Source organism: Exiguobacterium algae, from assembly GCF_018617875.1.
In the GTDB taxonomy this organism is placed as follows: domain Bacteria; phylum Bacillota; class Bacilli; order Exiguobacteriales; family Exiguobacteriaceae; genus Exiguobacterium; species Exiguobacterium algae.
Genome location: NZ_JACSKZ010000002.1, coordinates 527,947 through 540,811, shown reverse-complemented (window position 1 = coordinate 540,811; position 12,865 = coordinate 527,947). Strand labels below are relative to the sequence as shown.

The following is a 12,865-nucleotide window of genomic DNA, read 5'->3' as shown; positions in this document are numbered from 1 at the left end:
GCCATGTTCCGAAAATTAATGATCGTCTTGATCGCCATCGGATTGTACGCGGCCTGGAAGGTTGAGATTCCCAACGTATCTGCTCCGACAAGCGTTCAAGTGAAGTCGTCTGAAATCGCAGATGAGCTGGTCATGACCGATGCGCCCAAGTTTGCGAGTCAGTATGACGGGCATGAGTGGTATTTAGTCGAACGTGGGGGCAACCGGGTCTTAGAGTTGATTGACCAGAACGGTGCGAAGAAGGGATTTTATCAGTTTGAATCCGAGAGCACGTTTGAAGGGTTGATCCTCGATCAGACGACACGGGACGAGGTCGAAAAAATCGGATTCGAGTCCGTCCGTTCGTACAACAAAGGCTTGAACCGCTATTTGATTCCGGACGACCCGTCATTCGAGGTCTTCGCCATCGATGGGAGTTACGTGACTTTCTTTTTCGATCAACATGATGATGACCGCCTGAAAGGGATTTTATCCGTCGACCGTCGCGTCGAAGAAGCGAGTGACGGATATTACGGCGACCTCTCGAAAGAAGGGACGGTCGCAAACGAGCGACTGATGCGCATTTTGATGAACTGGGATCGTGAGAAATTTGGTCTCGACGCACTGGCGTATTATGAGCCCCTGTATCCTGTCGTCCGTGCGCACAGCCAAAACATGGCCGAGAATGATTTTTTCAGTCACACGGACCCGCAAGGCCGTGACCCGTTCAACCGGATGGACGAGGCTGGATTGACTTATACGATGGCCGGTGAAAATTTGGCGATGGGGCAGATGAGCGTGTTTCATGCTCACTGGGGACTGATGAACTCAAAAGGGCATCGGGAAAATATCATGCAGCCGAATTTTACACACGCCGCAGTCGGTCTCGCCTATAGTGAGGACGATAGTCCGTTTTATACAATCAATTTCATTACCCCACGATAAAAGGATGACTCCGAGGAGCCATCCTTTTTTATGATTACATCAACTTTCGAATCGCATCTTCGATCTCATCAGGTGTTGTTTGAGGGGAGAACCGCTCAATCACATTCCCTTGCCGATCGACGAGGAATTTCGTAAAGTTCCATTTGATTGTTTTTGACCCGAGAAGACCGGGTGCCTCTTTCGATAAATATTGGAAGAGCGGGTGTGCCTCTTTTCCGTTCACGTCGACTTTGGCGAACATAGGGAAGGAGACACCGTAGTTCAATTGACAAAATTCTTGAATCTCTTCATTTGACCCGGGATCTTGCTTACCGAACTGATTGCATGGAAAACCTAAAATTTGCAGACCTTGATCCTTATACGTATGATACAGTTTTTCGAGCCCTTCAAACTGCGGTGTAAACCCGCACTTGCTCGCCGTATTGACGATGAGCAGCACATCCCCCTTGTAGTCGGATAAAGGCTGTACTTGTCCTTTCATGTCCATTGCTTCAAAATCATAAATCATCTTACTTCCCCCTTTTACGACCATTATAGCAAGGCACGACTGCGAATCACGAGTTTCAATCGGCTGGCCGCAATCAAATTGTTATAAAATCATGATGTCACTGTTACATTAATCATTCTTCGTAACCCGTATAATGAAAAACGTTGTAGAAAGGAACGGTGTTATGCGTATTTTAAAAAATGAATTCTTATGGATTGCGATTATTCTACTTGGCTTGTTCTTCTCGAGTGCGACTCCGTACTCGGACCAAAGTATCGTCTCACCGCTTGAAAAAGTGAACTGGTCATGGATCGAGCCGACTTTGGAAAAGGTACAGTTCGATTATGCCTCTCATGAGGTGTCTCTCGAAACGAAAGGGACTGCCGGATTGATTGAATTTTTAATTCGAAAAGCCGCTCATTTCTTTACCTTTTTCGCACTCGGCTTCTTATTTGTGAAGGCTGTGTCCCGGACGAGCCTGCATGTCAGTCTGACATTGCTCTTTGCCTGGACCCTCTCCAACACGGTTGCAATTTTTGATGAGACCCATCAAAGTTTGACGCCTGAACGGACGCCGTTGTTGCAAGACGTCCTGTTAGACAGTACCGGAGCGATGTTCGGCGTGCTGTTGGTCGGCGGAATTTATTTAGCACTACGAAAAGGAAAGACTCAAAAGCGAACCGGGTATATTTCTTTGGGCTAAAAAGTAACGGTAGTTACTATGTGAAAAGCGCTTTCATCAGGCGCTTTTTTGTTTTCAAAAATTATTTTGTGACAGGATTTTGAGCAAATTTATACTTATACCCACGTTTTTTACAGTATAAAACCTAAATTAGGTCAATGTCATATGATTGAAATATAAGTGTAAAATAATTTTGGGTTTAGATTGATATAATGAGTCACAGAGCGAAAGAAATTCTCGCACTTCTTAATTAGAAACTACACGAACGATTATAGATAAAAATACACGAGACTCAGCGGAGGGAAGCACATTGTTTAACTTGAAGAAATTCGCAGCAACAGTCACTCTAGGCGCACTTTTGATTGGCGGCACGTCACCGACTTATGCGGCCTCACTTACAGAGAAGCAGAAGAAAGTACAAGAACAACAGAAGAAGAACAGCAGTGAACAGTCGCGGGCGAACGCTTCGATTAAATCACGTGAGCAAGCGATCAGCAAAGAGCAACAGGAAATCAATAAGTTAGATGCTGAACTCCAAGACGTCATCAACGACGTCGCTCAGAAAAAAGCTGAGATTCGTGCAACTGAAGAGAAAATCAAACAACTCCAAGCACAAATCAAAAAGTACGAAGCGAAAATGAAAGCACAGGAAGACCTCATGAAAGAGCGTATGGCGACGATGCAAAAGAACGGTGGCTCGTCAGTCAACTGGGCAGAGTTCATCTTCGGTTCGAAAAACTTCAGCGATTTGATCACGCGCATGATTACAGCGGGTACGATCCAAGAGAACGACAAACAAATCTTCGATGAGTACCAAGCGACGAAAGATAAGCTCGCTAAGGCACAGGCTGAGTTGAAGTCAGAGCGTGACTCACTCGTCAAACAAAAAGAAGTACTCGAGCAGCGTCAAAAAGAGCTCGACAAGAAAATGAAAGAACGCGCAGCGAAAATCAAAAAACTCGAGGCAGAGAAAGTGAAGTTCGAATCGAAACTCATGAGCCTTCAAGAGATGGAGTCAACACTCAAAGCGCAAGAGAAAGCGATTCAAGCTGAAATCGAAGCACAACGTCGTGCTGAAGAAGAAGCACGTCGTGCAGCGGCTGCGAAGAAGCAACAAAGCGCAAACAGCTCTTCAGGTACTGCAACAGCACCTGTGGCGTCTAAGCCTTCAAGTGGCGGCATGTTCCAACTTCCGGCAAACGGTCGCCGTTCACAAGGCTGGGGTCATGCTAGCGGCGCACATGGATACTCATTCCACAACGGATTTGATATCGCAGGTCCTGTCGGTACACCAATCTATGCTTCTCAAACAGGTACGGTCATCCGTGCAGGTTGGGGTGGCGCATACGGAAACCACGTCATGATCGCACACGTCATCAACGGTCAAGTTTGGACGACGGTATACGCGCACATGAGCTCGGTATCGGTTTCTGCCGGACAACGTGTATCACAAGGTCAAAACATCGGGAAAATGGGTAGCACAGGGAACTCGACAGGTTCACACCTTCACTTCGAGATCCACAAAGGCGGCTATTCTTACTCAGCTACAAGCGCGGGGAACACAGTCAACCCGTCATCATTCTTCTAAACACAATAAAAGTGATCGACGACCGCGTCGATCACTTTTTTGATGTCTGAAATATGATAAAGGTGAGTAATGCCGCCCCGATCACACTCAGCCAAAGCGTGTCCCAGTTCGGGTCGTTCAGGACACTTAGTCCACCGACGATCAACATGTACAAAAAGACAGCGACAAGTAAGGCGCGCTATACGAAACGAAATCGGTTCATCAAAATCGCCTCCACCTTTTCAGTATAGGGGAGGCGATGCATTTCATCTACTGAGTCGTATCCAAGTGGCGTTCATGATCGGGTAGTATCCAACTTCCTGATAGATCTTATTGGATGTCGGATTCGTAAGGTCCGTGTAGAGTGTGCAAAATGACTTTGTCTCGAGCAAGTGACGGCTGAGTTCGGCGACGAGGGTGCAGGCATATCCTTGCCCACGTGCGTCAGGGGACGTGTACACGAATGAGACGGTGATCCCGTTTGCGGTCGGTCGGGACTTTTTGGCGCACGACACGACGTGCCCGTCGACTTCCCAAAAGAACGCATCCTCCTTCTCGATCATCATCGTGACCGCCCGGGTGACTATTTCAGGAGCTGAGTCGCGGAGGCCGGATTCTTTCTCGAAGGCATGGTACCAGGCCTCAAGTTGAGGTTGGTCTTCATGTGTCGCCAGTCGCATCCTTCCGTTCGCCATCTCGACGTCATTCACCGTATCGAGGCGATATAAGCGCTGTGACATGAATGTCTCGGTCGATTGATGTGTCACCTCTTGCCAGACGGCGCCAAATCGTTCTGCCTGTTCTCTCTCGGAGACGACGTCGACGAACGGAATCTGGAGCTCGATGAGGTGAGGGATGACGAAACGGGCAATCTCGTCTTGTTTTTCTTTTGACAAGACGATGTAATGAAGCGGGTGCGGTGGCGTCACCTGCAGGATGGCAAGGAGTTCTCCATCCTCTTCTACCGTGAACTGATGATACGTCTCATAAACCCCTTGTTTGATATTGTCGAGCACCCCGATCATCAGACTGTGTTTCGCCTCTTCCTCAAGTAAGCGGGGCATGACCCGCTCTGCAAATTCAAACGTGTCCTTCCATTGAATCCATTTCATATGAATCTTTCCTTCCTATATGTAAGGTATGTAAGAAAAACGGGCAAACCTTCTGGCTTGCCCGTTCTGTGAAACATTATGCGGCTTCTTCTTTTGACGACTTCGTCTCGAGAAGATTTGTATGGTGCTTGAAGTAGTGGACGATTTTTGCAATGGCACCGTCACCTGTGACGTTCGTTGCCGTACCGAAGCTATCTTGTGCCAAGTAGAGGGCGATGACAAGGCTGAGCATCGTCTCGTCAAATCCGAGAATTGACCCGAACAATCCAAGGGCTGCCATGACGGCCCCGCCTGGAACGCCGGGAGCGGCAATCATCGTCACGCCGAGTGCGAGAATGAACTTGAGGACGAGCGCGTAAGAGAGTGGCATGCCATTCAAGTACATGAGCGCGACCCCGACAGAAGTGAGGGTGATCGTTGATCCGGATAGATGGATCGTTGCCGAGAGCGGGATGACGAAGTTGGCCACCCCTTCATCCGTCTTGTTCGCTTTCGCTTGGCGGAGTGTGACCGGAATGGTCGCGGCCGATGATTGTGTCCCGATGGCTGTGAAGTAAGCCGGCATCATCGTTTTCAGCAGCTTGAACGGATTCTCTTTGTTGAGACCGCCGGCGATCGAATATTGAATCATGAGCATTGTCATATGCAGGACGATGATCGTGACGAAGACGAGCGAGAAGACCGAAAGAATCTCAGCGACTTGTCCGGCATACGTCATGTTCATGAAGATTCCTGCGATGTGGAACGGGAGGAGCGGGATGATGACCTTGCTGATCAACAGCTCGATGATATCCCGGAAATCCATCGCCAGTTCAAGCGAGCGTTTACTCTCGATGGCGGCAATTCCAATCCCGATGACGAAAGCTAGAATGAGTGCGGTCATGACGCCGAACACCGGTGGAATCTCCATTTCCATGAATCCTTTTAAGAGGGCTTCTTCCGGATTTTCAGCCGACGCTTCCGACTGTGTCAAAATGCGTGGGAACAAATTGCTCGTTGCGAAGTAGGCGAGCGTCCCGGCAAGGACGGTCGACACGTAAGCGATGAGCGCTGTCAGCCCGACGAGCTTTCCAGCCCCTTTTCCAAGTTCCCCGATACCAGGGATGATAAAAGCAAGAATAATGAGTGGAATCGCAAAGCCTAAGAACTGCCCGAAGACCGTGTTGAACGTGACAAACGTCCGGACGATCCAGTTCTGACTTTCCGGTACGATGCTTCCTAATAAAATCCCGAAAGCGATCGCGATGATGATGCGACCTAGGAGGCCCATGCGTAATTTCAAATCAATCATCCTTTCTATCTGTTTGAATAGTTGATATTTTCGCACATTTTCGCACGCGTTGCCACCCTCCCGTTCAACAAATTGAAAGAAAGACGTTTGACAACTTCAAATTAGGGTATTAGAAAAACTTGTACATATCAAGTGAAGGGGCTTCTCCTTTTCCTAATATAAAAACGATGTTATGATTAATTTTGAATAGACGTAAAGGAGGGGTGACGCGTGCAGATGCAACGAACAACAATTCACATTGCGGGACAAGACTATACGATTGTAAGCGAAGAGCCCGCCGATCATGTGAGGGAAGTAGGCTTTTTGGTCGACAGTAAAATCCGCGAGATTCGTGAACAATCCCCTCATCTAGACGCTCGTCAAGCAGCGGTCTTGGCTGCGATTCAAATCGCGAGCGACCACGTCAAAACTAAACGAAATGTGGGAGAATAATTCAATCCATGGTTACGCTACTTATTCTGTTTTTCTTGTTTATCGGAATCGTCAATGGCTTCCGTCGTGGGGCGATTATCCAGCTCGGACATTGGGTCGCGCTCATTATCAGTTTTCTTGTCGCGAATGCCTACTATAAAGACTTAGCGGAGGCGTTCAAGCTTTGGATCCCGTATCCATCGCAACTGGACGGGACGTTGCCGGGCGGTGTCCTCGATTTGAATTCACTTTCAGGGATCGAGATGACATTTTATAACGTCTTTTGGTTCGTCGTCTTGTTCCTCATCACGAAACTCGTTTTGCATCTCATCCTGGCGATGCTCGATTTCTTGACGGACTTGCCGGTTTTACGCCAATTGAAAGGGTTGATCGGAGCAGTACTCGGATTTTTCGAAGCCTACGTCATCACGTTCTTCATTCTATGGGTGATTGCGTTCGTACCGATGGCAGGCGTCCAAAATGCCGTCGACAACTCGTCACTTGCGACATACATCATTCAAGATACACCATATCTTTCGGATTGGTTCTCAAATAAGATGTTGTGACACGACAGGCCGGAATGCAAGCTAGTGCTTGTGTCTCGGTCTTTTCTGTGTGAAGAGGGGGAAAAGCATGAATAAAGTGGAAGCGATGATGCTTTTAGAAAAGATTGCGCAGTATATGGAAATCAAGGGCGAGAACCCGTTTAAAATCAACGCGTTCCGTAAAGCGGCAACGTCTCTTGAAAACTCGGAGCTTGAACTTGAAGAAATGGAAGACTTCACCTCGATCCCTGGAATCGGGAAAGGGACAGCGGCCGTACTCGAGGAATATCGTGATACGGGACGTAGTGAAGTGCTCGAGGCGCTGCAGGAAGAAATCCCGTTCGGCTTGATGAAATTGCTCAAGATTCAGGGACTCGGTGGGAAAAAACTCGGCAAACTCCGTGAAGTCGGGGTCGTCGACCTCGAGTCGCTCATTCAGGTGCTCGAAGACGGGACAGCTGCTTCTCTTCCGGGCTTCGGTGCGAAAAGTGTCGAAAAGCTCTTGGCGGCAGCGAAAAACCTGGAGTCACGTCCGGAGCGCCTTGCCTATGCGGTCATGCGTCCGATCGTGGAAGAACTGAATAAAGTGTTGGAAGACGAACCGCTCGTCCTGCGTCATTCCGTCGGCGGGAGTTTCCGCCGGGCAGAAGAGACGTGTAAGGACCTCGACTTTATCATCGCGACAGACGAACCGCTCGAACTGCGTGAGAAACTGTTAGCGCTCCCGTTCATCAATGAAGTGATTGCGGCAGGGGAGACGAAAGTGTCGCTCCTCCTTGAGCGCGAAGAAATGGTATCGGTCGACTTCCGTATGGTCGAACCGAAAGCCTTTGCGGCGACGTTGCATCACTTCACAGGCTCGAAAGACCATAACGTCCGGATGCGCCAACTCGCGAAAGCGAAAGGTGAATCGATTTCCGAATACGGTGTCGAGACGGCGGACGGTCTATGGCAACCGGAGACGGAAGCCGAGTTATTCGAACGATACGGATTGCCGTTCATCCCGCCTGAACTACGGGAAGGGCACGCGGAGTTCGAGCACGACATCTCGAAACTCGTCACATTAGACGATATTAAGGCAGACGCCCATATGCATACGGTCTGGTCCGACGGAAAGCTGACGGTAGACGAGCTCGTCCAGGCGATGAAAGGTCGCGGCTATGAGTGGATGGCGATCACCGATCACGGGAAGCTAATGACGTTCGTCAACGGCTTGACCGAGGAGCGGCTCGAGGCACAAGGCGAGGAAATCCGGGAAGCGGCGGAGAAGCATGACATGAACGTGTTACGCGGCGTCGAGATGGATATCCGTCCGGACGGGACACTCGACTTCGATCCGGAGTTTTTACAGACGCTCGACTATGTCGTCGCCTCGATTCACCTGAAGATGGACCAATCCGTTGACGAGATCATGGAACGGCTTGAGAATGCATGCCGGTCGCCATACGTCAACGTCATCGCACACCCGACCGGACGACTCATCGGTCGCCGTGACGGGTACCCGATCGACGAGGACCGCTTGATCGCACTGGCAAAAGAGACCGGAACGGCGCTCGAGCTGAACGCCAACCCGAACCGGTTGGATTTGACGGCATCGACGCTAAAGAAAGTGAAGGCGGCAGGGGTCAAAGTGATGATCAATACGGATACCCACCACCCGGATATGATGGAAGATATGGCTCTCGGGGTGCTGCACGCCCGCAAAGCCTATCTCGAGCCGTCTGATATCATCAACTGCCTCTCGTTTGAGGACGCGAAGGCGTTCTTTGACGCGAAGCGAAAGAAAGGAACATGCTAGATGGACCACGCGTTACGCGTATTAGAATATGAAAAATTGCGCCAACAGCTCGCCGGTCACGCCGCGAGCTCGCTCGGTAAAGACATGGCGCTGAAGATGCAACCGGACTACACGTACGACCGGGTGCTTTCCAATTTGAATTTGACGAAAGAAGCGACCGAGGTCGTGCGTCTCCGTGACCGACTCCCGCTCGGCGGACTTTCGGACGTCCGCGCCGAGGTGAAACGGGCAGCAATCGGATCGGTTCTGTCGACAAGTGAGCTGCTTGCGGTTGCGGCCGTCATGTACAGCGGACGCCAAGTGAAGAACTTTTTCGAGAAGCTTCATGAGGACAACGAAGAGATTCGAATTCCACGATTAGATGAATACGTCGAGCGATTGACGAAACTCATCGAGGTCGAACAATCGATTCGTCATGCCATCGACGACCAAGGGACGGTCCAAGACTCGGCAAGCTCACAGCTTCGCGGACTGCGGACGCAGCTCCGGAGCTACGAAGGCAGTGTTCGCTCCCGGATCGACAACATTCTTCGAAACAACGCCAAGATGCTCTCGGACGCCATCGTCACGATCCGTAACGACCGCTACGTCGTACCGGTCAAACAAGAGTATCGCCAAGCGTTCGGAGGGATCGTCCATGACCAGTCGGCATCCGGTCAGACCCTCTTCATCGAGCCGCAAGCGATCGTCTCCATTAACAATGAGATCCAGGAGGTTCGATTGAAGGAACGTGTCGAAATCGAACGAATCTTGAGCGAACTCTCCAACCTGGTCGGTGGTGTCCACGACGCCATCATGACCAACTTAGACGTGTTGGCAGAGCTTGATTTTGTGTTCGCCAAAGTCGCTTATGGTTTGGAGATGAAAGCGGCAGAGCCGAAGCTGAACGACAATCGCGAGATTAAGTTGAAGCAGGCACGCCATCCGTTCATCCCGCAAGACGAGGTCGTGCCGATCACGGTCGAACTCGGTGAGGACTACACGTCACTCGTCATCACCGGACCGAACACCGGCGGGAAGACCGTGACGCTCAAGACAATCGGATTGCTTCAGTTGATGGTGCAGTCCGGTCTATACGTGCCGGCTGAATTCGGGACAGAGCTGTCCGTGTTCGATGCGGTTTATGCCGATATCGGAGACGAGCAGTCGATCGAGCAGAGTCTCTCGACGTTCAGCTCGCACATGACGAACATCGTCAGCATGCTCGACAAAATCGACTTCATGTCACTTGTCCTCTTCGATGAGCTCGGTGCCGGGACGGACCCGCAGGAAGGGGCTGCCCTCGCCATCGCCATCTTAGACGAAGTGAAGCGTCGCGGGGCACGTGTCGCGGCAACGACGCACTACTCGGAACTGAAGGCATACGCGTATAACCGCGAAGGCGTCATGAACGCCTCGATGGAGTTTGATATCGAGTCGCTCAGCCCGACATACCGCCTATTGATCGGTGTGCCGGGTCGCTCGAACGCGTTTGAGATCAGTCGTCGTCTCGGTCTGTCGGAGCAAGTCATCGACAAGGCACGGAGCCATGTCGGCAGTGACGCCGAGTCGGTCGAATCGATGATCAATGAGCTCGAGGCGGCGAAACAACGGGCCGAACAGCTCGAACAGGAACTGATTGTCAAACGTCACGACCTCGAAGAAGAACAGGCAGCGTTTGAGGCGAAGATGACCGAATTCGAGCAGGAACGCGATAACCTATACAGTGCGGCTGAGGCGAAAGCGGAGAAAGCCGTCGAACAGGCGAAGCGTCAGGCGAACGAAGTCATCGACCGCCTGAAGAAGCTTCGTGAGCAGGGAATCGTCAAAGAGCACGAGATTATCGCAGCGAAAAAAGATCTCGAGTCGGCAAAACCGACGTTACAAGATAAAAAGATCCAAAAAGTGAAACAAAAAGCCCAACAGAAACGTACGTTCAGTAAAGGCGAAGAAGTGAAAGTGACAACGTTCAACCAAAAAGGCTACATTGTGAAGCAAATCAACGATAACGAGTACAACGTCCAGGTCGGAATCATGAAAGTGAACGTCAAAGCGGACGACCTTCAGAAGATCGGTCCATCGAAAGAGAAGCCGCTCCAGTCGAAAGGCAGTTCGCTTAAACGTCAAAGCTCGACGAAGTCCGAGCTCGATCTCCGGGGTGTCCGTGTCGAAGAAGGCCTAAGCCGTCTCGACAAGTATATCGACGAGGCGCTCGTGTCTGGATATGATCACGTCCGGATCATCCACGGTCTTGGGACCGGAGCGATGCGTCAGGCGACACAGGAGTTCTTGAAAGGACATCGTCACGTGAAGAGTCAGCGCCCAGGCGGAATGGGAGAAGGCGGACTCGGGGTCACGGTCGTCGAACTGAAGTGAGGAGATTAGGTGAATGGGCACAGTTTCGTTTAATGTGATGCTAGAATCGCTTGGGCTGTATACGATTGCGGGACTCATGATCGTCGTCGGTCTCGCCATCTTTGAGGTGACGACGCCGTACAGCAACTGGCGAGAGATTCAAAAAGGGAATATTGCCGTCGCACTTGCGACCGGAGGGAAGATCGTGGGTCTCGCCAACATCTTCCGAGTCGTCGAGAGTCACAACGACGCGGCGTTTGATGTCATTGCCGGGGGCGGATTCGGCTTTTTGTTGCTCCTTGCGACCTATTGGTTGTTTGAGTTTTTGACGCCGACCTTAAAGGTGAACGACGAGATTCAAAAAGGGAATATTGCGGTCGGGTTATTGGCATTTTTGCTGTCTCTCGGGGTGTCCCTCGTGGTCGGCGCAGCTTTGGTGAGGTGAAGACATGGTATACGAACGATTGGCAAAAATCTTGTTTATCGGGGCCGGGCTGTTCTTATTGGCAGCGGCGCTCTGGTATATGTTTTATTGATTGAAGAAGGTGGAGTATCCTAAGGGCTACTCCACCTTTTATTTTTAGGTACCTTTGTTATAAATTGTATGGGTGAAAGGAAAATTATTTACAATTAATCGCTTTATACATATATACTTAAATTGAAGGTTGAGAATGGTTACATACTGCATTTCGTATTAAGACGAAATGGATTAGAAAAGGATGGGGTATACAAAGTGTCAAACGGAACAGAAGTGTTTGAAGTATTAATGACGAATGCGGTGAAACTTCCTGGAGTAAAAGTGGATCGGAAAGATTTTCTCGCTCAAAGTTTTAGTAAGTATGTACCGGCAGAGCAGTTATCCCTCGTGGTAGAAAAAGGACCGATCGAGGCAAATGTATCTCCTGCAATCATTAAAAAAGTAGCAAAACGCAACATTGCCAACCATACGATGAAGAGTTCCAGCGCCTCTTTTGCTGCAGGCCTTCCGGGTGGCGTGGCATTGGCTGCCACGATTCCGGCAGATACGGCACAATTTTTTGGATTCGCGCTCCGTTTGGCGCAAGAGACAGGTTACTTATACGGTTATGAAGACTTCTGGGAAGGTGGCGAACTTGATGTTGACCGGGTAAATGGTGATCTGGTGCTCTTCTTAGGCGTCATGTTCGGTGTCGGAGGTGCGACAGCCACGATCAAGGCGCTATCTGCCCAACTGTCGAAACAAGCGTTAAAAAAACTGCCGAACAAAGCATTGACGAAAACGGTTTACTTTCCAATCATTAAGAAGATGTCAGCGATGATTGGTGTGAAGATGACAAAAGATACGTTCGCTAAAGGGGTATCGAAAATGATTCCACTTGCTGGGGGAGTTATTTCCGGGGGACTTACGTTCTCTTCAATGACGAAGATGGGAAATCGACTATTGAATGCGCTCGAAGAGAGTATCAACATCTCAGAAGAAGAAGTGCTGGAAAGCTTTGAAGAACTAAAGAGAGAGAACCTGGATATCATCGATGCCGATTTCGTTGTGATCGAAGAGGCCATTCGAGAAGAAGGCGTATAAGAACGATAGGGGACGACGTTTTCGGACGTCGTTTTGTTTTGTTTTGTTCCACGATTAATGGGTGATGAGACGGGAAAAGAAGTTTAGACATCTAAATGATAAAGCCAAGTAAATGGACAGTCGGACGAAACTCAAACCGGTACAGGGAGTGAG

The 12,865-nt window shown here is 49.9% G+C and carries 12 protein-coding genes; 9 read left to right on the top strand and 3 right to left on the bottom strand.

What is annotated here, in order from left to right; translation table 11 throughout:
• Positions 1–3: 3 nt before the first annotated feature.
• The gene (locus tag KNP03_RS07940; protein WP_214827839.1) at positions 4–924 is read left to right on the top strand and encodes a CAP domain-containing protein; all 921 of its coding nucleotides are present in this window, start codon (positions 4–6) and stop codon (positions 922–924) included.
• Between the two features lie 34 nt (positions 925–958).
• Here KNP03_RS07940 and KNP03_RS07935 read toward each other — a convergent pair whose 3' ends face one another.
• Complete coding sequence (locus KNP03_RS07935; protein ID WP_214827836.1) at positions 959–1,432, bottom strand: glutathione peroxidase; 474 nt, start codon at positions 1,430–1,432, stop codon at positions 959–961.
• Positions 1,433–1,595: 163 nt separating this feature from the next.
• On the opposite strand from KNP03_RS07935, the gene KNP03_RS07930 reads away from it, so the two are divergent.
• Positions 1,596–2,114 (top strand): VanZ family protein, encoded by a 519-nt coding sequence (locus tag KNP03_RS07930; protein WP_214827834.1) that lies wholly within the window; start codon positions 1,596–1,598, stop codon positions 2,112–2,114.
• A 289-nt stretch (positions 2,115–2,403) separates the two neighbouring features.
• Positions 2,404–3,681 carry a murein hydrolase activator EnvC family protein gene (locus tag KNP03_RS07925; RefSeq protein WP_214827832.1) on the top strand — a complete coding sequence of 426 codons (1,278 nt, stop codon included), beginning with the start codon at positions 2,404–2,406 and terminating at the stop codon, positions 3,679–3,681.
• 245 nt (positions 3,682–3,926) lie between these two features.
• Here KNP03_RS07925 and KNP03_RS07920 read toward each other — a convergent pair whose 3' ends face one another.
• Entirely contained in the window at positions 3,927–4,772 is an 846-nt protein-coding gene (locus tag KNP03_RS07920) for a GNAT family N-acetyltransferase (RefSeq protein WP_214827829.1), read from the bottom strand.
• A gap of 76 nt (positions 4,773–4,848) precedes the next feature.
• Positions 4,849–6,063, bottom strand: coding sequence for a dicarboxylate/amino acid:cation symporter (locus KNP03_RS07915; protein WP_214827826.1), 1,215 nt, complete (start codon positions 6,061–6,063; stop codon positions 4,849–4,851).
• 216 nt (positions 6,064–6,279) lie between these two features.
• On the opposite strand from KNP03_RS07915, the gene KNP03_RS07910 reads away from it, so the two are divergent.
• From KNP03_RS07910 to KNP03_RS07885, 6 genes are all read left to right on the top strand, one after another.
• Entirely contained in the window at positions 6,280–6,495 is a 216-nt protein-coding gene (locus KNP03_RS07910; RefSeq protein ID WP_240544506.1) for a cell division protein ZapA, read from the top strand.
• An 8-nt stretch (positions 6,496–6,503) separates the two neighbouring features.
• On the top strand, positions 6,504–7,040 hold the full coding sequence (locus tag KNP03_RS07905; RefSeq protein WP_214827821.1) for a CvpA family protein: 537 nt from the start codon (positions 6,504–6,506) through the stop codon (positions 7,038–7,040).
• Positions 7,041–7,107: 67 nt separating this feature from the next.
• Positions 7,108–8,817 (top strand): DNA polymerase/3'-5' exonuclease PolX, encoded by a 1,710-nt coding sequence (gene polX, locus KNP03_RS07900; RefSeq protein ID WP_214827819.1) that lies wholly within the window; start codon positions 7,108–7,110, stop codon positions 8,815–8,817.
• Positions 8,818–11,172 (top strand): endonuclease MutS2, encoded by a 2,355-nt coding sequence (locus KNP03_RS07895; protein ID WP_214827815.1) that lies wholly within the window; start codon positions 8,818–8,820, stop codon positions 11,170–11,172. It begins immediately after the preceding gene.
• A gap of 13 nt (positions 11,173–11,185) precedes the next feature.
• Positions 11,186–11,596, top strand: coding sequence for a DUF350 domain-containing protein (locus KNP03_RS07890; RefSeq protein ID WP_214827813.1), 411 nt, complete (start codon positions 11,186–11,188; stop codon positions 11,594–11,596).
• Between the two features lie 288 nt (positions 11,597–11,884).
• A complete protein-coding gene (locus KNP03_RS07885; RefSeq protein WP_338082721.1) occupies positions 11,885–12,712 on the top strand; it encodes a pectinesterase in 828 nt (275 codons plus the stop codon).
• Positions 12,713–12,865 lie beyond the last annotated feature (153 nt).

What these genes read in the sequence shown, in the direction of transcription:
- KNP03_RS07935 (WP_214827836.1), bottom strand. Translation starts at nt 1,432, where the DNA reads ATGATTTATGATTTTGAAGCAATGGACATGAAAGGACAAGTACAGCCT.
- KNP03_RS07895 (WP_214827815.1), top strand. Translation starts at nt 8,818, where the DNA reads ATGGACCACGCGTTACGCGTATTAGAATATGAAAAATTGCGCCAACAG.
- KNP03_RS07890 (WP_214827813.1), top strand. Translation starts at nt 11,186, where the DNA reads ATGGGCACAGTTTCGTTTAATGTGATGCTAGAATCGCTTGGGCTGTAT.
- KNP03_RS07905 (WP_214827821.1), top strand. Translation starts at nt 6,504, where the DNA reads ATGGTTACGCTACTTATTCTGTTTTTCTTGTTTATCGGAATCGTCAAT.
- KNP03_RS07910 (WP_240544506.1), top strand. Translation starts at nt 6,280, where the DNA reads ATGCAACGAACAACAATTCACATTGCGGGACAAGACTATACGATTGTA.
- KNP03_RS07920 (WP_214827829.1), bottom strand. Translation starts at nt 4,772, where the DNA reads ATGAAATGGATTCAATGGAAGGACACGTTTGAATTTGCAGAGCGGGTC.
- KNP03_RS07940 (WP_214827839.1), top strand. Translation starts at nt 4, where the DNA reads ATGTTCCGAAAATTAATGATCGTCTTGATCGCCATCGGATTGTACGCG.
- KNP03_RS07915 (WP_214827826.1), bottom strand. Translation starts at nt 6,063, where the DNA reads ATGATTGATTTGAAATTACGCATGGGCCTCCTAGGTCGCATCATCATC.
- KNP03_RS07930 (WP_214827834.1), top strand. Translation starts at nt 1,596, where the DNA reads ATGCGTATTTTAAAAAATGAATTCTTATGGATTGCGATTATTCTACTT.
- polX (WP_214827819.1), top strand. Translation starts at nt 7,108, where the DNA reads ATGAATAAAGTGGAAGCGATGATGCTTTTAGAAAAGATTGCGCAGTAT.